We start from the raw sequence: 20,824 nt of genomic DNA on the forward strand, positions 1-20,824 counted from the left end.
TGGTCACACAAAAAATATTCCCCATAGCAAATAGCATGAGACTGCCTCCGTAGTCTGCTGCTGTCCTACGCATTTAAAAAAACTCTTTTGTAGTGCCTTACTCTAAGATAAATCCACTTTCCTTCACACTATAAATTTCTATCTCCATTTCTTGCTCAACAGTTTGTTGAATCAAGAAGTCTAACTCATCTTCTTCTGTAAAGAATCGAAGCGTGAATACTTCTTCTCCTTCATTCACAAATAATTCTAAACTTGAGTAGTCCATCCATGCGTTTAACTGTTGCAATGGAGATTGTAACGTTCTTTCTCTTGTTTCTCTTTTCCCTGTTTCCCAATCGGTACGACTTACGGATAACACTTGAGTTTCTGCATCATATTGAATGAAAATTTCATTACTCAATTGAATCATGATTTTATCCTGAATGGTTTCTTTCCAATTCACTGTCCACACTTGTGCAGGTGAAGAAAAGACTGATTCAAAACGAGTCGTATTCCATTGAATTTTTTGTACATGAGTTGTTAAATTCCATAATTCACGTGCAGGTTTTTGAAGATATTTTCCATTTTGAATCGACACTTCACGTGGAATAGTTAAGGCATGAATCCAGCCATCTTGAATGGTTGGAACCAGACTTTCTTTACCTTCCGGAATTCCCATCCAACCATATTGAAGAATACGACCATCTTCTGCTTGGAAACTTTGTGGAGCATAATAATCAAATCCAGCATCGACTTCTGTTACAGTCTCCTCTTCTGCAATGAATTTTCCATCGATTGTAAAATCACCGAATTGTACCACTGTTTGGTATAAATTATTGAATCGTTCTCCAGTAGCTTCAATTCCTTGTGGCGAATAAATAAACGCATCCTTTTCTACAAACGGAATGACATCTGGACATTCCCACATATAACCGAAGTCTTTTTCTTCAACACTAATCGAACCATTCAGCACCCAGTGAAGTAAATCTTCTGAACGGTACACTAATGTATCGCCTTTTAAATCTTCCGTTTGAGCCCCCACAACCATCCAGTAATGATCCACACGTGCATCATACCAAACTTTTGGGTCACGAACATGTCTTGTATAACCTTTCGGATGTTCAAATAATGGCCCTTTCTTTTCAAAATGAATACCATCTTCTGATACTGCTAAACATTGATAACTAGAAGAATTCCCTTCTTCATCTTTTACATTTCCTGTATAAAATAACCATAATTGATTCTGGTGAACGTATGCACTACCAGAATACACTCCACTTTTATCAAACCATTGGTCTGGAGCTAATGCTAGTTCTACTCTTTTCCATTGAATCATATCGTCAGAAACAAGATGTCCCCAATGTTTATTGGCATGCTTTGTATCTGTTGGATTCCATTGGAAAAATACATGATATTGTCCTTTAAAATAAATTAATCCATTAGGATCATTCATTAATCCATAAGGAGGAACAATATGATACACTAAGCCATATTTTCCAGTATTACTCTTTCTTATTAAACTCATTGATACTCCTCATCTACATAAAAGTCGAAGCTATCGTGTGATGCTTCGACTTTCTTTTTTACATTTTATTTTTTCAACATATCGTCGCTATAACCGATTGTATAAGTTAATCCAAAACTTACTGCAAAGGCTACTGCAATTGCTAGTACATATAATGGGAATTGGCTATTTAAGAATAATAACATCCCTGGTAATACTGTTACTGACATACCTGTTGCTTTTAATTGGAATAAAGCTGCTAAGAATCCTCCTGTAGCTCCTCCGATTAATCCCATTACAAATGGTTTACCAAAACGTAAGTTTACCCCGAAAATTGCTGGCTCTGTAATTCCTAATGCAGCAGAGAAAGCTGATGGTAATGCTAGAGCTTTTAATTTTGTATCTGTTGTTTTGAAGGCAACTGCTAATGTTGCTCCTACTTGTGCAGCCATTGCTGCTGAAATAATTGGGTTAAATGGATTTAATTCTACACCTGTAGCAATTTTTGAAGATTGTAATAATTGTGTTTCTAAGAAATTAAAGATGTGGTGAACTCCAGTTACTACGATAACTTGTTGTAATCCACCAATAATAATTCCTGCTAGACCAAATGGTAATTGTAAAACAAATTCAGTTGCATTTAATACTAATGTTTCAACTGAGTGGAAGAATGGTCCAATGATGAATAATCCAAGAACGCTCATTACTAAGAATGTTAAGAATGGTGTTACTAATAAATCTAATGCATCTGGAACTTTTGTACGTAACCATTTTTCTAATTTAGCACCAATCATCCCAACGAAGAATGCTGGTAATACGGTTCCTTGGTAACCAACTACTTTAATGAAACCAAAGAAAACGATTGGTTCTGCCCCACCGGCAGCTACTACATAAGCGTTTGGCAAAGCACTATTGACTAACATTAATCCTAATACAATTCCAAGTACTGGTGAACCACCGAATACTTTAAAAGTTGACCATGCTACTAAGGCTGGTAAGAAAGCAAAGGCTGTATCTGTTAATACTTGTGTGTATAATAAGAAGTTTTTGTCGATAACATCAGGTGTCATTCCGAATAATCCTAGGAAAATTGGATTTGTTAATAATCCACGTAATCCCATGAATAGTCCTGTTGCTACTAAGACTGGGATAATTGGAACGAATACGTCTCCGAATGTTCTACTCATTCTTTGGAATAGGTTTCCTTGTTTTTTCGCTTCTTCTTTCATTTGTGCTGTTGAAGTTTCTGCTACTCCTAAGCGGGCAACAGCTTCATAGACTTTATTCACTGTTCCTGTTCCGAAGATAATTTGATATTGACCTGAGTTAAAGAATGCGCCTTTTACTCCTTCTAATTGGTCAATCGCTTCTTTGTTGATTTTTGATTCGTCTTGAACCATAATTCTTAAGCGTGTAGCACAGTGTGCGACAGATTGAACATTTTCACGTCCTCCGATATTTTCAAGGACTTCTTTTGCAATTACATCATAATTCATGTTGAACTATCCTTTCTTTTTTCAATTGGGAACCATCTATGGAACCGGTTTGCATACATAAGATAAAGGAAAACAAGATACTTGTCAACTACTTCTAACAATGTAAATGATGTAAATTTCATGAAAAGGTTATTTTCATTTCTAAGCAAAATTAAAATACAAAGGACTGTTGAGGTTGTAGCAATGGACGCCAGTAATCGAAATTGTTACGTCAGTTTCGATTACCTTTGCCACTTGAAAAGTCTGCTGTATTTTAATTTTATATACTATTTCATTGTTTTTTGTCACGAATTTTAACCAATTTTCATCTGGAATGAAATTTTTATCTGTTAAATCTAGTAAATTTCGTATACAAGAATCCATAAGAGAAACCCTCTTTCGTTATTTAGTTTTAGACGACTTAATCATAATTTGGATTTCTCTTTTTTGCATAAAAAAACCTGTCGGTGATTTCTCACCAACAGGTTTTGTCGAACAGCCTTTATTTCTATGAAATTTTTATTCTCTATCTTTAAAATAGAGCTCTTTATAAATTTATAATCTTATATATAAACCAATATTTCCATGAATTTCAGGCGAAGATTTGTAAATAAGATTATTATCTTGTAAATGTAATCACGTAATCGAAATTACCAAAACCACGATCTAGTATATCTGTTTGTAAATTTGTTTCTCCTACATATTTGAAGAAACGTGCTAATTCTGCTTTTTCACTTCTTGTTGCATTATCGATGGCTTGTTGAATTTCAGTTGCAGATGCCGTTTCTGGTACTGTAATAACATAATTTTTTCCAGGAGTACCCAGTGATCCTGCAATTTCTAACCCTGCTAATTGATAGTATAAGGTAATTGTACGTGTCTTTACAGGAGTTTCAACTACTGATCTACGATTACGTGCTGCTCGCGGTTGACTAACTGGTGCTAGTCTTAAAGAAGCAGCTTTCGTAAAGTTTACTACATAATCGTAACGAATTGTGTCTTCTTGTGGTTTATCAACAAAGTAATCTTCTGTAAATGTATATCCACGTTTTGCTAATTCTGCTTTCTTAGCATCTATTTTAGCTTTCACGATTGTTCTAATCTGTTCAGAAGTTGATCCGGCTGGTACAGTTATGATTGATTCTCCTGGATTTCCTAAGAAACCTGCAATATCCTTCATTTCTACGAAGTTATAGTAAATTGCTACTTGGTCTTTTGGTGCATCTACACTTCTTGCACGACGAACAACACGTGGTTGATATGCTGGTGCATTTCTAAATCCTGTATTTTCTGAGCTTGTATTTGAAGTAGAAGTTTCAGATACTGATGGATTAGTAGCCGTTGGTGTACTTGCTACTGGCTCATTTGTTACCGGTACACTTGGTGCTGCAGACTCACTTACTGCTGGGGCACTTGCTGTTGGTACGCTAGTTGCTGTTTCAGTTGCAGAAGCAGCTTTTGTAAAGTTTACTACATAATCATAACGAACCGTATCTTCTTGTGGTTTATCAACAAAGTAATCTTCTGTGAATGTATATCCACGTTTTGCTAATTCTGCTTTCTTAGCATCTATTTTAGCTTTCACGATTGTTCTAATCTGTTCAGAAGTTGATCCGGCTGGTACAGTTATGATTGATTCTCCTGGATTTCCTAAGAAACCTGCAATATCCTTCATTTCTACGAAGTTATAGTAAATTGCTACTTGGTCTTTTGGTGCATCTACACTTCTTGCACGACGAACAACACGTGGTTGATATGCTGGTGCATTTCTAAATCCTGTATTTTCTGAGCTTGTATTTGAAGTAGAAGTTTCAGATACTGATGGATTAGTAGCCGTTGATGTACTTACTGCTGGTGAGCTTGTCGTTGGTGTACTTGCTGTACTTGTTGCTTGTTCACTTGCAGCTGGTGTGCTTGATGCTAATGTACTGATTGCTCCACCTTCACCAATTGTAGTAGAACCCGATGGATTATGACTTTCAACTGGTTTTGTAAAATCTGGTTTTGGTGTTTCAACATTTGGAGTTTCAATTGCTATTAAATCTTTTTCATATTGATCTACCACTTTGGCTTGATCTTCTGATGTAGTTGCTTCTTCAATAGCTTTTTCTGCTTTTATAGTTAACTCTTTCACCTTTGTTACTGCTTGTTCTTTCTGTTCAGAAGTTAAAGAACTTTCATTGATTTCATGTAATTTATTTTGTTTGTGTGAATCTAATGCATCTTTATTTTCTTTAGTAACTTCTTTTGGAACTACTGTTGCATCTTTTTTCCCTTCCTCGTGACTTGCCACTTCATTTGAATCATTATTTGCTGAAGGAGCTATTTCATTATTCTCTACAGAATCTTTTGAAGGAGTATTTGTTGCTGGTTGTTCTATATGTTTGTCTGCTTTTTCTTCTGTTTGATTTGAAGGAGTAGTTTCTTTTGCTTCAGTTGCTACTGACGTTCCTGCTGGTTTTTCTGCAGCTGGTTCTTGCTCTTTGTTTGTGTCAGTTTGCTTCTCTACTGTTGTACTTTCTTTTCCAGTTGTAGTTGGTGCTGAGCTTTCTACCTTTTCTTCTGATTTCACTGCTGGTGTTGGAGAGGTTGGAGTTTCTTCAGAAGTTGAGTTTTCTTTATTATCTGTAGGTGAAGTTGTTTCTTTTTTATCTACTTTTACTTCTGTATTTTCTTTCGATGTTGTTCCTTCTGTTTGTTTCTTTTCTTCTACTGGATTTGAAGGAGTGGTTTCTTTTGCTTCAGTTGCTGCTGGTGTTTCTGTTGGTTTTTCTACAGCTGCTGATGCTTCTTCTGGTTTTGTGTCAGTTTGCTTCTCTACTGTTGTACTTTCTTTTCCAGTTGTAGTTGGTGCTGAGCTTTCTACCTTTTCTTCTGATTTCACTGCTGGTGTTGGAGAGGTTGGAGTTTCTTCAGAAGTTGAGTTTTCTTTATTATCTGTAGGTGAAGTTGTTTCTTTTTTATCTACTTTTGCTTCTGTAGTTTCTTTCGGTGTTGTTCCTTCTGGTTGTTTCTTTTCTTCTACTGGATTTGAAGGAGTGGTTTCTTTTGCTTTAGTTGCTGCCGGTTTTACTACAGCTGGTGCTTGGTCTGTTTTTTTCTCTTCAATCTTACCTGTTGTTGAAGTTTGGTCTACCTTTGGTATTTTTTCCTTGCCGATTGTTGCTGTCTTTTCTGCTGGCTGACTTGACACTAAAGTTTGATTTACTTTTGAAGTTTCCTCCTTAGTAGTTACTACTGGTGCTTGCTCTGTCTTTGGTGCTGTCTTTCCTTCTTTAGTAGTTGGCTTCACTTCAGTTACTACTGTTTCAGTTTTTCCAGACTGTGTATCTTCTTTTGTCGTTACTTCAAAGGCTTTTACTTCTTCTTGTTTATTTTGACGATTGACTACAGTAACCGTTTGTTTTAAAACAGTTTGATTTCCAGTTGTTGTAGAAATTGGTTGTGTAAAACCTAGTTCATTATGAGCATATATCAAATTAACATTAGTAATTTGATTCATTTGTGCTAAAGCATCCATTGATATACCAGTAGCTTCACTAATTACACTTAGCGTATCTCCCCATTTAATAATATAGTTTGAATCTTTTGCTAAGGAAGCAATATCCGCTTTCACTTGTTCAACTGTACGTGCTTCCCACACACCATCTTCTTCACTGGCTTGAACTAATTGAACATTACTAGTTGCAAATAAGAACACTCCTGTTGCTACTATAGCACCTGTTCGTAATTTTCGAAATCCTCTCAATGATAATATACCTTTCATAGGTTCATCTCCTTAAATTCTATTCATTTGGCATTTCTGTCGGGCATATTATTGCATAAACAATCTATATAATCAAATGATAAAACTTCCTTCTTCAATCCTTCATTAAAAATTTAACATTTAAATTCATCTACTTGCAAAATCCTAATTATCACAACTAAATCTACTTTAGCAATTAACAGGACAAGGATATATGGAAAATATCAGCACAATCACAAAGAAAGTAAAAAAACTACTTTCAATTGATAGTAATATTAACGAAATACTTATCAATAATAATTGAAAAAAGCATTAAATAAACAAATATCCAACAGTATTTAAAAATACGGACTGTATGGAGATAAATCCAAGAGAAAAGACTTTGCATAGTAGCATTAGTCCTATAAGCCAAATTGGCTTATTGGACAGGAAAAATTGAGACTACAGGCTCAATTATTAGCCAAGAGACAGCACAGCTGGCTCCTGGCGTACTCTGCTACTATCACGCAAAGTCTAATTTATAATGTACCCCAATTAATAAACGTCTACAAGAAAAGACTTCCCGTAGTAGCATTAGTCCTATAAGCCAACTTGGCTTATAGGACAGGGAAAATTGAGACCTTAGACTCAATTTTTAGGCATGAAACAGCAAAGCTGTTTGCTGCCGTCCCCTGCTACTACATTTGGGAAGTCTATTTTTAAAACGTACTCTAATATATACACGTCCATAAGAAAAGACTTCCCATAGTAGCATTAGTCCTATAAGCCAGTTTGGCTTATAGGACAGGAAAATTTGAGACCTTAGGCTCAAATTTTAGCCATGAAACCGAAGGTTTGCTGGCGTCCCCTGCTACTATAATTGGGAAGTCTATTTCAAGTATTTTAACGTTTGTCGATCCTCTTCACCGCATAGTCTCCGACAAATTGAATCAAGAATACAAGAATTAAAATCGCAACCGTAGCCACAAAAATAATATCCTGCTTATTACGAGTAAAACCAATCATATAAGCCAAGTTCCCTAATCCCCCAGCACCAATAACACCCGCAACAGCAGTCGAACCTACTAACGCAATCGTTGTTACCGTAATACCAGACACTAACGCAGGAAGAGATTCAGGAATTAACACCTTCGTAATAATCTGACGAGTTGTAGCACCCATTGATTCAGCAGCTTCTACCACCCCAGAAGGAATCTCATTTAGCGAAATAGACACTAAACGAGCATAGAAGGGTGCAGCACTAATTACTAACGTTGGAATCGCACCCTTAGGTCCTAAAATAGTCCCCATCAACGCTTTCGTAAATGGCATTAATAAAGCTAATAAAATAATAAATGGAACCGAACGGAAAATATTAATAATCCCTGAAAGGAATAAATTCACCCACTTATTTTCTAAACTTCTACCAGGACTTGTTAAATATAAAAACAAACCGAGCGCTAAACCAATAATAAATACGTAGAAAGTAGATAGAAAACTCATATAAACTGTTTCGTTAGTCGCTTTAATGACCTCATTCCAATCTACATTTTTAAAACTAAGCATTTCATGGAATAATTCTGAAAAACTCGTTTGAGCTAAAAACACATTAAACATTTTCTAGTACCTCCACAATAATTTCCGCTTTTCTTAAGTATGCAATCACTTCTTCAGCTTTAGCAGATTCTTCTTCAATTAAAATAATCATACTACCAAGCACACCTTTTTGCGTTACATTCACGTGCGCTTGTAAAATCGAAATTGAAACATCTAGTTTACGAATGACTTCTGATAAAATCCCTTCAGCAGTAGTATCCCCTAAATATTGAATACGAACAGCCACTCCAGGTCGAAGTGACGTTGATAAATGTTCAAAAACATCTTGTAAATCTTGTTCAGAACGTTCTTCCCCCACAAATTGTTTTGTAATGGTTTGTTGAGGATTTTTGAACACTTCTAATACTTCGCCAGTTTCAACCACTCTACCTTGTTCCATTACAGCAACACGATGGCAAATTTGACGAACAACATGCATTTCATGTGTAATTAATACAATTGTTAATCCTAAACGTTTATTAATTTCTACTAATAAATTCAAAATATCTTTTGTTGTTTTTGGGTCTAATGCACTTGTTGCTTCATCACATAATAATACTTCTGGATCATTGGCTAATGCACGAGCAATCCCTACTCTTTGTTTTTGTCCACCAGATAATTGAGATGGATAAGATTTTTCTCTTCCAGTTAAGCCTACAATTTCAATTAATTCAGCTACTTTCTTTTGACGAACATCTTTTGCAACTCCAGCAATTTCTAATGAAAAAGCAATATTTTCTTCCACTGTACGTGACCATAATAAATTGAAATGTTGGAAAATCATCGCAATTTTACGACGTTCTTGTAATAATTCTTTTTTCTTTAATGTAGTAATATCTTTATCATTAACAAAAATATGACCTGTTGTAACGGATTCAAGACCATTTAACAAACGAATTAATGTACTTTTACCAGCTCCTGAAAAACCGATAATTCCAAAAATTTCGCCTTTGTTAATATTTAATGAAACATCTTTTACCGCCTCAACGATTCCTTGTTTGCCATGATAAATTTTAGAAACTTCTTGTATTTTAATCATCATTCTTCTCCTTATACTCTAAAAAAGGTGTGGCAAATAGCGTATGCCACACCTTGTATTTTATCATTATTTTGCAGGAATTACAGATCCATCTGCATATTTATCAGAAATAAATTTACGGATTTCATCACTTTGTAATGCTTTGATTAAAGCTTTAACTTTGTCTGAATCTTTATCTTTTGGTTTAACTGCTACTAAGTTTGCATATGGTGAGCTTTCATCTTCTAAAGCAATTGAATCTTTTTTAGGAGATAATTTTGCATCGATAGCGAAGTTTGAGTTGATGATTACTGCATCCCCTTCGTTAGCTTCATATGTTGATACTAATAATTCAGGAGCGATTTCATTTTTGATTTGAATGTTCTTTTTGTTTTCAACGATATCGCTTAATTGAGCGTCAACTGGTTTAACACCATCTTTTAATTTAATTAAACCTGCCTTAGTGAAGAATGCTAAGAAACGTCCAACTTCAGCTGGGTTTGTTGAAGCATATACTGTTGCGTTTTCTGGTAAATCTGCTAAAGATTTATATTTTTTAGAGTAGATAGCCATTGGTTCGATGTGTACATTCCCAACGCTTACTAAGTCTTCATTATGTTCTTTATTGAATTTTTCTAAGTATGGTGTATGTTGGAAGTAGTTCGCATCTGCATCTCCTCCGAATACGATTTGGTTAGGTGTTACGTAGTCGTTTACGATATTGATTTGTAAATCATATCCATCTTTTTTAAGAATTGATTTAGCTGCTTCTAAAATTTCACCGTGTGGTGCTGGTGAAGCTACTACTGTAATCTTTTTATCTTCTACTTTTGGAGCTGCTGTTGTTGCTGAATCTTTTGATTGAGATGCTCCGTTTCCACATGCTACTAATGTTGTAGCTACTAATCCTAATGCTGCTGTTTTAATTAATTTTGAAATGTTCATAAATAAATTCCCCTTTTCTTTTTAAATTGATAAATGATGATTAACGGGCGCGCATTCCGTCAATCGTCGAATCAGATAATTGATGTTACAAGTATTTAAGCCATAAAAAAACTCCACCTTAGTTTTTGACTAGAGGCGAAGGATCGCGTTACCACTCTATTTTTAACAAACTTCACAGCTTGTTACTCTATAAGTACATGATTATACTCTAGTACGGTATCGGGCACCATTCGCAGAAGCTTTATCACTTCTGTTGCTCCCAGACCATTTTCAATAAAGTTCCTGCATCCTTTTTCACCAACCGGACTCTCTTTTTACGTTCGCTTTTATTTACTTATCTGTTCATTGCATCAGTTATTTATCTGTTGTAGATAATATAATATATACGCAAGTTATTGTCAATAACTTTAAATAAATATTTATTATAGTTTTTAACTATTACATTCCATAGTTTTTCTGCATGGTAAGAAGTAATAAGCAATTGTATCAAATATTAAAGAAAGAATTATTAGAAATTCATATATGTATTGTTTTTTAAAGTTGTTGTGATAAAATTAGGATAAAATAAAGATAGAAAAGAAGGTTTTTTAATGATAAATATCCGTCCAGTTTCAGATTTACGAAATAAATTTCCAGAAATTGAAGAAACCGTAAATCAATCAAACTCCCCAGTATTTTTAACAAAAAATGGTCATGGTGCAATGGTGCTAATGAGTATAGAACACTACTCATTACTTACAGATTCAATCGAAAGAGAATTAGATTATGCCGATAAAATTGCGGAAGAAAATGATACACGCTATTCACATGACGAAGTGTTCAACAGAGTAAGAGGAAGAATTCATGAATAAGGAATCTTTTCATTTAACTTATCTATCCACATTTGAAGAAGATTTAAATCAAATAGTAGATTATATTTCCTATACTCTGAAAAATCCAAATGCAGCTAAACGGTTAGTAAATGATATTGAAAGAGCCATAATAACTAGATTAAAATCACCTTTATCATTTGCTCCCTATCGTTCTTTTAAAAAAAGAAAATATACCTATTATAGAATAAACGTACACTCATCCACTTACGTAAAACGGAGAAAGACTTCCTCATAGTAGCATGCGTGAAAGCAGCCGAAACTCGGCTACTTTCACAAGGAAAAATCAAGACCCTAGGCTTGATTTTTAGCCATGAGACCGCAGGTCTGCTGGCGTCCTATGCTACTATATTCAGGAAGTCTTTCGTAGTCTAACGATAGTTTTTCAACTCTCTCTGTACATCTCGTTTGATATCTTTTTGTTTTAACGCTTCGCGCTTATCATAGTTTTTCTTACCTTTAGCAATCCCAATCAAAAGCTTGGCAACCCCATTTTTAATATAAACCTTCAATGGTACAACCGTATTTCCCGCCTGTCTTACCTCTTGCTCTAGCATTTGAATTTGCTTCTTATGCAATAACAACTTTCTCGTACGAAGCGGATCATGATTGAAAATATTCCCCTGCTCAAACGGACTAATGTGAACCCCTACTAAAAAGGCTTCCCCATTTTTAAAACTACAATAACCATCTTTCAAATTCATTCTAGCTTGACGAACCGATTTAATCTCCGTTCCCGTTAATACTAAACCTACTTCAATCGTATCTAAAATCGTATAATCATGATTCACCTTACGATTTTGCGCTAAAACTTTATTATCTGTTCCTTTTGGCATCCGAATTCTCCTTACGAATGTTTTTTTCTACGCTTTTGCTTTGCTTGCGCTTTAAAATGTTGTCTCCCTTTATTTTTAGAAGACTTCTTCGATTTTTTACTTCTGCTTTCTTTTTTCGCAGCGTTCTTAGGCACTTCTTTCCCTTTAGTTGAACGTTTGTTTTGAGTAATCAAATCTGCATTATCCGCCGCTAAAATAAAATCAATTTCATGAGCTTCTACATCGACTTTAATTAATTTTACTTTAACACGATCTCCGATTCGATAAGTTACTCCTGTTCTTTCGCCAATTAAGACCATATGACTTTCAATAAAGTTAAAGTAATCTTGATTCATATGCGTAATATGCACTAAACCTTCTACAGTATTTGGCAATTCAACAAACATTCCGAACTTAGTAACGGAACTAACAATTCCTTCAAACGCTTCTCCAATCTTATCAGCCATAAATTCAGCTTTCTTCATCGCATCTACTTCACGTTCTGCTTGAACTGCTAAACGTTCCATTTTACTCGATTGATCCGCAATTCTTTCTAATTTAGAAGCATTTAATTCTTCTTGTTGCTTCGATAAGAAACTTCCACTTCCTTCGTATTGACGAATCATACGGTGAACAATTAAGTCTGGATAACGACGAATCGGTGAAGTAAAGTGTGTATAATCTTCTGCTGCTAATCCATAATGCCCAGAAGGTGTAATATCATATTTGGCTTGCTTCATAGAACGTAGCATCATAGTCGATACAACTGCTTCATACGTTTCCCCTTTAACTTCATCTAAGGCTTTTTGCAGTTTTTTCGGACTAATTGTGTCGCTCGTTCCTTTAATATTAATGCCAAATGCTGTGACAAATTCTAAGAAACGTTGCATTTTTTCTTGTTGTGGTTGTTCATGGACACGGTAAATAAACGGAACATTTTTTCGTTGATAATGCATCGCAACTGTTTCATTGGCTGCTAACATAAACGATTCAATTAATCTTTCTGCAACTCCACGTTCACGAATTTGAATATCAATCGGTGCGCCTTGTTCATCCACAATAATTTTTGCTTCATGTGTTTCAAAGTCAATTGCTCCACGTTCTTTTCTTCGTCTTTCTAATATATGATGTAATTCTCTCATATCCAGCAACATTTTCTGAATTTCATCTGGAATTTCAACTTCTTTTTTCTCATACAATTCATTCACTAAACTATACGTTAATCGCATATCCGAACGAATCACACTTGGAAAAATTTCATATTGATAAATCGTTCCACTTCGGTCAATTTCCATGCGACAAGACATCGTTAGCCGCTCTTCATGTGGATGTAATGAACAAATTCCATTTGATAATCGTTGTGGTAACATTGGAACGACACGGTCTGTTAAATACACACTTGTTCCACGTTCAAATGCTTCTCTATCGATTGCTGAATTTTCAGTCACATAATACGATACATCTGCAATCGAAACGGTTAGTTCAAAGGTCCCATCTTCACGTTTGATTAATGCAACAGCATCATCCAAATCTTTGGCATCTGCTCCATCAATTGTAACAGTTAATTGTTCACGTAAATCTTTACGTCCTTGTCGATCTTCATCTGTGATGACTTCAGCAACAAGATTAGCCTGTTCTATCACTTCTTGTGGAAATTCTGTTGGAATATGTAATTGTTGTAAAATCATTAAAATATCCATTCCGACAGCATCTTTATACCCGATTTCTTTGACAACAATTCCTTCTAATGAAGAACGATTTTTTTCATTCGTATATTTTGTTAATTCTACAATAACGACTGTTCCATCTACTGGATGCAATCCATTTGGGCGGATTAAGCAACGAGTACCTGCTAATTTTTTGTCTTTAACGACTACTTCACCACAATACCCTGTATCTTCTGCAGTTTCTGAACTAAAGCGAGTATAAATTCCTACCACTTGAGTCGTATTCCGTTGAATAATTTGGACAATCTTCCCTGTTGCAGATCGTTGACGATAACTATCGGCTGATTCCGTAATGACTAGTTCTACTTCATCCCCATCCATCGCACTCATTGTATCTCCACGAGGAATGAAAATATCTGGTTCACCTTCGACTACTGTGACAAACCCAAATCCTTTGTCATTAGCACGATATGTTCCTTTTACTGTTTGATTCAAAGGATTCAAACCAAACTTTCCGTTACGATTTAATTCTAAAATGCCTTCTTCTTCTAAAGCGGCTAATTCTTTCACTAATATTTTAAAATCTTGAGATTGATTCATCCCAAAATGTTCACTAATTTCTTTTACATAAAAACTTTCTGGTGCATATTCCTCAAAAAAGGACACCAAAACTGTTCTCAATGATTCTCTCATTTCTTACCTCCATTCTTGTTGATTTAAAAATTCTAATACTGATTCTTGAAATTCTGCTTTTTCTTTTCCAACTGTAATGACATGCCCTGATTTTTCAAACCAATGAAAATTAACAGCTGCGTTCACTAATGCTTCTTTCATCTCAATAGATACTTCTGGATCAACTAATCGATCTAATTCCCCTTGCGCAATATAAAAAGGACCTGTCACTTGTTCTAACTTTTCAGCAACTTTAGCTGAAAACTCATGTAAATCTAATAATTGTTGCTTTGCTTTTTTTCCTAATGTGAACATTTCATCTTCACACATCCCGGAATTAGTAGCAAAAGCCATAAAACTTTTCAACAAATCAGGTAATTGCGCATTTCTTTGTGAAACGGGAGAACAAAATGTCCCCGCAATTTCTACTAATTGATCGGTTGCTAGTGCTGCTGCCATAATACCTCCCATAGATAATCCTAGTGCAGCAATCGTTGGATACCCTTGACTTCGAACAAATTGTACCGCTTGTTTTGCATCTTCATACCATTTTTCTGGTGTTTCTTTTAAAATTTCACATGCATTTGAATGTTCATGCCCACTAAAAGCCGGAACATAGACTGCATAGTCGTGACGATGCAAAAATGAAGCTAACATTCTTAAATCTGTTGGTTTCCCAGTATATGCATGAAATAATATAACTGCTCTTTTATTTGTTGTTTCTTCTAACCAAATTGCTTCCAAGTTGTTCACTCCTACCTTAAATGAATATTTACCATAATAGAAAAACACAATGTCTTAGAGATACTCCTTCAACATTGTGCTTAATCATTTTTATTTTGATGAAATGTACGCTAAGGCTACTGCTAAAATCATAAAGATCGCTCCTAATCCAACAGTTACTCGAATTAAGAATGCTTCAAATCCACGTGCTTTTGTTTTCCCAAATAATTGCTCAGCACCGCCAGATAATGAATTTGCTGCATTTGTTTTCGATGGTTGCATAGCTACAATAATAATTAGTAACACACTAATAATAATCATCAATGTTAAGATTGTTTGATACAAAGGATCTTCCTCCTCTATTAATATTCTTTCCAATTCTACCATAAATATAGTGTAATTACTACCAATTGCCCTTAAATTCTTTATATGAACACAATTTTTTAAGCATTCATCCCCTATTCTTTCCACTTTCGTGATATAATGAACGTAATATAAAAAGGAGGTTTTTATGAAAGGTTTAGTATTTTTTGACTTGGATGGAACACTCTTAAACAAAAAAGGCCAAGTCGACCTTGAAGTCATAGAAGCGATTCAACAATTAAAAGAAAATGGGTATGAACCACTTCTAGCAACAGGAAGATCTCCTATCGAAGTTTCGGAAGTCATTCGCTCTACGAATATTCATTCTGGAGTTTTTATGAATGGACAAGTTGTGATTTTTAAAGGTGAATTATTGATTCATTACGACATTCCAAAAGAGACGATTGAAAAACTCTTAAAATTTGCAAAAGAAAATGGACATGGAATCACGTGTTATAATGTTGATGCCTTTAAAATCATTGAAACCGTCCCATTTGCACAAGAAGCCTATGAATATATTCATACACCAACCCCAGATATTGTTCCAGCATTTTATAAAGAACAAGTAGTGAATATGATGCTCTTGCTTTCAAGAGACAAGGATGACGAAGCTTATCAGCTAGCATTCCCAGAATTAAGATTTATTCGAAATTTTCCTTATGCATTAGATGTCATTACTGTTGGAAATTCTAAGGCAACAGGCATTCAAGCACTAATACGTACCTTAAATAACGATTCTATCACTACTTACGCTTTTGGAGATGGTGCTAATGATTTAGAAATGTTCCAGGAAGTTGATTTCTCAATTGCCATGGGAAATGCCATTCCATTGATAAAAGAAAACGCGGACTATGTTAGTACAGAAAACGATAAAGGTGGCGTTATTCAAGGGTTAAAACATTATCATTTAATATAGGAGGAAGTCATGTCACTTTATGAAATAGAAGTTCCTACATTAAATGGAACAAGTACATTAGAAGCCTATAAAGGGCAAATATTACTCATTGTCAATACCGCTAGTGGATGTGGATTAGCTCCACAATTTGCCCAATTACAAAACTTATATGAAACATACCACGAACAAGGATTTAGTGTTCTAGGTTTCCCATGTAATCAATTTGGTAACCAAGAACCATTAAGTGCTGAAGAAGCTGCTTCGAGTTGTCAAGTCAATTATCAAGTCACTTTCCCAATGTTTGGAAAAGTACTCGTTAATGGGCCAGAAACACATCCATTATTCAAGCTATTAAAAGAAGAAACAAAAGGATTATTAGGAAGTTCAATTAAATGGAATTTTACGAAATTCCTTGTAGATGCATCCGGAAAAGTCGTTGCTAGATTTGCCCCAACCACTTCTCCATTATCGATTGAGAATCAAATAAAACAATTACTAAATAAGGAGTGTTAATATGAATACAGAAGAAATTTTAAGTATTTTAGAGGAATTAGAAGTAGCCATTTTTGCTACAGTTGACAAAGATGGAAAACCTCATTCTCGTCCAATTCACATCGGTGTTGCTAATGAACATGGGGTCTTCTTTATGACAAGTCCAGAAACTCATTTCTACAAACAATTACAAGAAAATCCAAATGTGGCAATTGCAGCATTTTCACACGATGATTACTTAATTCAAGTGATTCGCATCGAAGGAAAAGTTCGTGAACTAGGCAAAGAAGGATTAGAGGAAATCTTAGCAGGCAATCCATTTGTTAAAAATGTGTATCCTGACGATCAACAACGTGCTGGCGTACAAGTATTCCAACTATATGAAGGAAAAGGCTTCTATCATAGCTTAACTCAAGGTCATAAATATACTTTCAGCATTCAAGGATAATCCCTAACAGTACAAGGAATCCTCCTACGAGGGTTTCTTTTTTTCTAATTTATAATGTGATACAATGAACGTATCGTTTTAAAGGAGAGATATTTTATGAAAAACTATAAAAAATTCCTAACTCATTCCATTTTATTTGGAAGTCTATTTTTACTAACTGCCGGATGTCAATCAACATCCACTACAAATAACACCACTACGACCTCAGCTACAACAACTGCTGCAAAAGAAAAATCTACCACTGATTTAATTGGAGAAGCTTTGCCAAACTTCACTTTTGAAACTGCAGACACACAACAAAAAACTCCTGCTGATTTCAAAGGAAAGAAAACAGTCTATGTTGCTTGGGCAAGCTGGTGTCCAGATTGTCAACAAGAACTTCCTATTTTAAATGAATTAAGAAAAGACTATCAAGACTCTATTGAATTTGTTTTAGTCAACTTACTCGTTAAAGGAGAAACACCTGAAAAAGCACAAGCCTTCTTAAAAGAAAAAGGACTAGAATTCAACTATTACTCAGATAAAGAAAAAAGCTTCCAAAAAGCTTTAGAAATCCATTCAATTCCAACAATGATTTTTGTCGATCAAGAAGGAAAAATCAAAAATGTTATTGATGAAGTAAAGGATAAAGCAACGATTGACGAAGTGATAAAAGGTTTATAGAAACACAAAAAGGATGATGGGCACTGCTCATCATCCTTTTTCCTATTTAAAGAATTCAATTTTTATTTGTCTTCTTTTTTACCTTTTGGTGATACTAATCCTAGTCCTGCTAAGATTGATAATACAGCTGGAGTGAATACTGAAAACTCTGCTGTACCTGTATTTGGTAATTCTGGTCTTGAAGCTTCTTGTTTTGGAGCTTGTGGTTTTGGAGCTTCTGGTTTTGGAGCTTCTTGTCTTGGCGCTTCTGGTTTTGGAGCCTCTGGTTTTGGAGCTTCTTGTCTTGGCGCTTGTGTGCGAGGATTTAATAATTTTGCTAAATCAAATTTTGGTTTTTCTGGCTCAACTAAATCTTCAACAGCATTTACTCCACCTTTAAATTCAGGAACGTCATTAACTGCAGCTTCAACTGCGTTTACTCCACCTTTGAATTCAGGTTTTTCTTCAGCAGTAGCAGCTTCAGCAGCATTTACACTACCGTTGAACTCAGGTTTTTCTTCAGCAGTAGTAGCCTCATCAGCATTTGCGCCACCGCTAAAGTCAGAATGTTCTTCACCTTTAGGAACTTCTTTTAAGTTTTCAATATAACCTAAAACTGCATTATAATCATCTGTTAATTGATCAATTTCCTCTTTATAGGCTTTTACTACTTCGTTAACTTCATCAAATTTAGCTTTAGCTTCATCAGCATCGGCTTTTGCAGAAGCAACAGAAGCTTCTAATTTAGTAACTGCAGCTTGTAATCCATCTAATACAGTTTGGTTTGCATTATTTTTCTTAGCAGTTTCAAGTGCTGCTTTAGCTTTTTCTAAAGTTTCATTTTGTTTGTTTAATTCTGCTGTTTTTTCTTCTGCTACTTTAGCTTTTTCAGTAGCATCTGCTTTGTCTTTATCAGCAATGCTCGTTAATTTTTCAATTTTTTCAGCTAAATCATCGGCAATGTCTGTAAGTTTTTTAACGATTGGTTTAGAAGCTTCTTTATTGTAAGCAGCATCTAATTTTTCTTTATCTGCAGAAGGAAGTTCAGATAGAGCTTTGCCTTCTTGTTTTGCAGCACCGATTTCATCTGCTTGAGGGTCTTGATTTTTGTTAGCTTCAGCTTTATTGTAATCATCTTCTAATTCTTTAGCAGCTTGCGTAGCTGTAATGACACCATCTTCAATAGCTTTTAATAAGGCATCTTTACCAATTGCAGCTTTAGCTTCTTCGATAGCTTTAGCTTTATCTTCTGACTTAATACGGTCATCTTTATTAATTCTATCTTCTGCTTCTTTTTCAAGTTGTTCTAAAGCAGCTTTTAAAGCTTCTTTGTTATCTGCTTCTTCTTTTTTAGCATCTTCTTCTTTTTTAACTTCTTCTTCAACTTTTGCTTTAGCTGTTGCAGCTTCTTCTTTTGCTTTAGCTAATTCTGCTTCAGCATCAGTTTTAGCTTTATCAGCTTCTTCTTTTGCTTTTTCTGCAGCTTTTACATCTTCAGCTTCTTTTGTAGCTTTATTAGTAGCTTCTTCAACCTTTTTAGCTTCTTCAGCAACTTTTTTCTCTAATTCAGTAACCTTGGCATCTGCTTCTGCTTTAGCTTCGGCTGCTTTTTCAGCTTCTGTTTTTTCAGCTGGTTGAGCTGGAGTTTCTTCTGCTGGTTTGGCAGGTTCTTTAGCTTCTTTTTCTTTTGCAGCTTTCACTTCTTCTAGAGTTTTGTTGTACTCATCAGTAAGTTTGTTTAATTCATCGGCAACAACTTTAGTATTTGAAGCTGCTTCATCAAATGCATTTTGTGCCGCATCGCGTTCTTTTTCAATAGCTTTTACAGCTTTATCTAATGAAGAAACGATTTCATCTGATAAGTTATTATCTTTAGCAGATTTAAGAGCTTCATTAGCTTCTTTTAATGTATCTTCTTGTTTTTTTAGAGTTTCAGCTTTTTTATCTTCTTCAGCTTTTAATGCTTCAGCTTCTTTTTCAAGCGTATCAAGGTTTTCAGCTAAATCATCAGCTTTATCTTGAAGTTTTTCTGATGCTGGACGAGCAGCATCTGCTTTTTCAGCTTTGTCAATTCCAGCTTTAATATCTGCTGGTAATTCATCTTTTGATTTAGATTCAGCTTTAGAAGCTCCAACATCAGCTAAAGGACCTGCTTGGTCTTTATCTCTTAATTTTTTCTCAATATCTTTATTAGCTTCAGCTTTTTCATTATCATCTGCTAATTCTTTAAGAATATCTCCAGCTTTTAAATCACCAGATTCTACAGCTGCTAAAATATCTTCTTTACCTAATGCTTTTTTAGCTTCTTCTTTATTTGTAATCTTAGCATCAGCATCGATATCTTTTTCTAATTGATCTAAAGCTTTTGATAAAGCATCTTTAGAATCTGCTTCTTCTTTTTTAGCATCTTCTTCTTTCTTAGCTTCTTCTTTTGCTTTAGCATCTGCTTCTGCTGCTTTTGTTTTTGCTGCAGCTAATTCATCATCAGCAGTTTTCTTAGCTTCTGTTGCTTTTGTTTTTGCAGCATCAGCATCAGCTGCTTCTTTTTTCTCTGCTTCAAGTTTTGTATCAGCTTCTTTAGCTGCTGCAGTCTTTGTATCTACTTTTGCTTGAGCTTCGTCGACTTTAGCATTTGCAGCCTTTTCAGCTTCTTTTGCTTTTTCAACTTCTGTCTTTTCAGCAGTTGTAGTAGCAGGTTTTTCTGCTGTACTTCCTGCTGGCTGAGTTGTAGCTTCCGCAGCATACACGCTAGGCGATACTTGATTTAATGCAACAGCAGATAAAATAGTAGCTGTAGCTAATCCCGTAATTAGAAATCTATGTTTCATAAAATAATACCTCCAAAATAATTAAAAATAGTTAATCACCTTTACATTTTATCACTAATATGAAGCCTTTTCAATACAATTCATTAATGAAAAAACTTTCACAACACTTTCATTACACTTTCATAACATTCTATATAATTCCTATGTTTTTAAGATAAATTCTACCATT

The 20,824-nt window shown here is 34.9% G+C and carries 15 protein-coding genes, 1 pseudogene and 1 other annotated feature; of the genes and pseudogenes, 5 read left to right on the top strand and 11 right to left on the bottom strand.

The window, feature by feature from the left end; genetic code table 11:
- Positions 1-97: 97 nt before the first annotated feature.
- The 6 genes and pseudogenes from RWO76_RS03090 to RWO76_RS03115 form a co-directional block, all read right to left on the bottom strand.
- Entirely contained in the window at positions 98-1,504 is a 1,407-nt protein-coding gene (locus RWO76_RS03090) for a glycoside hydrolase family 32 protein (protein ID WP_314354222.1), read from the bottom strand.
- An 83-nt stretch (positions 1,505-1,587) separates the two neighbouring features.
- Positions 1,588-2,979 (bottom strand): annotated as a pseudogene (locus tag RWO76_RS03095) (sucrose-specific PTS transporter subunit IIBC); the annotation flags it as partial.
- 598 nt (positions 2,980-3,577) lie between these two features.
- A complete protein-coding gene (locus tag RWO76_RS03100; RefSeq protein ID WP_314354223.1) occupies positions 3,578-6,724 on the bottom strand; it encodes a LysM peptidoglycan-binding domain-containing protein in 3,147 nt (1,048 codons plus the stop codon).
- Positions 6,725-7,585: 861 nt separating this feature from the next.
- Positions 7,586-8,299, bottom strand: coding sequence for a methionine ABC transporter permease (locus tag RWO76_RS03105; RefSeq protein WP_020991446.1), 714 nt, complete (start codon positions 8,297-8,299; stop codon positions 7,586-7,588).
- A complete protein-coding gene (locus tag RWO76_RS03110) occupies positions 8,292-9,317 on the bottom strand; it encodes a methionine ABC transporter ATP-binding protein (protein WP_314354224.1) in 1,026 nt (341 codons plus the stop codon). Before RWO76_RS03110 ends, RWO76_RS03105 begins: the two co-directional genes overlap by 8 nt.
- Before the next feature lie 66 nt (positions 9,318-9,383).
- Positions 9,384-10,241, bottom strand: a complete 858-nt coding sequence (locus tag RWO76_RS03115) for a MetQ/NlpA family ABC transporter substrate-binding protein (protein WP_314354225.1) — start codon at positions 10,239-10,241, stop codon at positions 9,384-9,386.
- 128 nt (positions 10,242-10,369) lie between these two features.
- Positions 10,370-10,596: a binding site (T-box leader), on the bottom strand.
- A gap of 235 nt (positions 10,597-10,831) precedes the next feature.
- Between RWO76_RS03115 and RWO76_RS03120 the strand changes: the two genes are divergently transcribed.
- The gene (locus tag RWO76_RS03120; protein WP_314354227.1) at positions 10,832-11,092 is read left to right on the top strand and encodes a type II toxin-antitoxin system Phd/YefM family antitoxin; all 261 of its coding nucleotides are present in this window, start codon (positions 10,832-10,834) and stop codon (positions 11,090-11,092) included.
- Between the two features lie 389 nt (positions 11,093-11,481).
- Here the strand turns inward: RWO76_RS03120 and smpB are convergent, their stop codons facing one another.
- From smpB to secG, 4 genes are all read right to left on the bottom strand, one after another.
- The gene (gene smpB, locus RWO76_RS03125) at positions 11,482-11,946 is read right to left on the bottom strand and encodes an SsrA-binding protein SmpB (RefSeq protein WP_314354229.1); all 465 of its coding nucleotides are present in this window, start codon (positions 11,944-11,946) and stop codon (positions 11,482-11,484) included.
- Between the two features lie 11 nt (positions 11,947-11,957).
- Positions 11,958-14,285, bottom strand: coding sequence for a ribonuclease R (gene rnr, locus RWO76_RS03130; RefSeq protein WP_314354231.1), 2,328 nt, complete (start codon positions 14,283-14,285; stop codon positions 11,958-11,960).
- Between the two features lie 3 nt (positions 14,286-14,288).
- Complete coding sequence (locus RWO76_RS03135) at positions 14,289-15,017, bottom strand: alpha/beta fold hydrolase (protein ID WP_314354257.1); 729 nt, start codon at positions 15,015-15,017, stop codon at positions 14,289-14,291.
- A gap of 81 nt (positions 15,018-15,098) precedes the next feature.
- Positions 15,099-15,332, bottom strand: a complete 234-nt coding sequence (secG, locus tag RWO76_RS03140) for a preprotein translocase subunit SecG (protein ID WP_006703884.1) — start codon at positions 15,330-15,332, stop codon at positions 15,099-15,101.
- Between the two features lie 166 nt (positions 15,333-15,498).
- Between secG and RWO76_RS03145 the strand changes: the two genes are divergently transcribed.
- The 4 genes from RWO76_RS03145 to RWO76_RS03160 all read left to right on the top strand — a co-directional run bounded on the left by RWO76_RS03145 (position 15,499) and on the right by RWO76_RS03160 (position 17,848).
- Entirely contained in the window at positions 15,499-16,266 is a 768-nt protein-coding gene (locus RWO76_RS03145; protein WP_314354234.1) for a Cof-type HAD-IIB family hydrolase, read from the top strand.
- A 9-nt stretch (positions 16,267-16,275) separates the two neighbouring features.
- Positions 16,276-16,758, top strand: coding sequence for a glutathione peroxidase (locus RWO76_RS03150; RefSeq protein WP_314354235.1), 483 nt, complete (start codon positions 16,276-16,278; stop codon positions 16,756-16,758).
- Between the two features lies 1 nt (position 16,759).
- Positions 16,760-17,185, top strand: a complete 426-nt coding sequence (locus RWO76_RS03155) for a pyridoxamine 5'-phosphate oxidase family protein (protein WP_314354237.1) — start codon at positions 16,760-16,762, stop codon at positions 17,183-17,185.
- A gap of 96 nt (positions 17,186-17,281) precedes the next feature.
- Positions 17,282-17,848 (top strand): TlpA disulfide reductase family protein, encoded by a 567-nt coding sequence (locus tag RWO76_RS03160; protein ID WP_314354240.1) that lies wholly within the window; start codon positions 17,282-17,284, stop codon positions 17,846-17,848.
- 62 nt (positions 17,849-17,910) lie between these two features.
- On the opposite strand, the gene RWO76_RS03165 is transcribed toward RWO76_RS03160, so the two are convergent.
- A complete protein-coding gene (locus RWO76_RS03165; protein ID WP_314354242.1) occupies positions 17,911-20,655 on the bottom strand; it encodes an SIALI-17 repeat-containing surface protein in 2,745 nt (914 codons plus the stop codon).
- Positions 20,656-20,824 lie beyond the last annotated feature (169 nt).

The organism is uncultured Granulicatella sp. (genome assembly GCF_963521425.1).
Taxonomy (GTDB): Bacteria; Bacillota; Bacilli; order Lactobacillales; family Aerococcaceae; genus Granulicatella.

Excerpts from the sequence above, each read along its gene's own strand:
- RWO76_RS03090 (WP_314354222.1), bottom strand. The coding sequence starts at position 1,504 with ATGAGTTTAATAAGAAAGAGTAATACTGGAAAATATGGCTTAGTGTAT.
- RWO76_RS03100 (WP_314354223.1), bottom strand. The coding sequence starts at position 6,724 with ATGAAAGGTATATTATCATTGAGAGGATTTCGAAAATTACGAACAGGT.
- RWO76_RS03105 (WP_020991446.1), bottom strand. The coding sequence starts at position 8,299 with ATGTTTAATGTGTTTTTAGCTCAAACGAGTTTTTCAGAATTATTCCAT.
- RWO76_RS03110 (WP_314354224.1), bottom strand. The coding sequence starts at position 9,317 with ATGATTAAAATACAAGAAGTTTCTAAAATTTATCATGGCAAACAAGGA.
- RWO76_RS03115 (WP_314354225.1), bottom strand. The coding sequence starts at position 10,241 with ATGAACATTTCAAAATTAATTAAAACAGCAGCATTAGGATTAGTAGCT.
- RWO76_RS03120 (WP_314354227.1), top strand. The coding sequence starts at position 10,832 with ATGATAAATATCCGTCCAGTTTCAGATTTACGAAATAAATTTCCAGAA.
- smpB (WP_314354229.1), bottom strand. The coding sequence starts at position 11,946 with ATGCCAAAAGGAACAGATAATAAAGTTTTAGCGCAAAATCGTAAGGTG.
- rnr (WP_314354231.1), bottom strand. The coding sequence starts at position 14,285 with ATGAGAGAATCATTGAGAACAGTTTTGGTGTCCTTTTTTGAGGAATAT.
- RWO76_RS03145 (WP_314354234.1), top strand. The coding sequence starts at position 15,499 with ATGAAAGGTTTAGTATTTTTTGACTTGGATGGAACACTCTTAAACAAA.
- RWO76_RS03150 (WP_314354235.1), top strand. The coding sequence starts at position 16,276 with ATGTCACTTTATGAAATAGAAGTTCCTACATTAAATGGAACAAGTACA.
- RWO76_RS03155 (WP_314354237.1), top strand. The coding sequence starts at position 16,760 with ATGAATACAGAAGAAATTTTAAGTATTTTAGAGGAATTAGAAGTAGCC.
- RWO76_RS03160 (WP_314354240.1), top strand. The coding sequence starts at position 17,282 with ATGAAAAACTATAAAAAATTCCTAACTCATTCCATTTTATTTGGAAGT.
- RWO76_RS03165 (WP_314354242.1), bottom strand. The coding sequence starts at position 20,655 with ATGAAACATAGATTTCTAATTACGGGATTAGCTACAGCTACTATTTTA.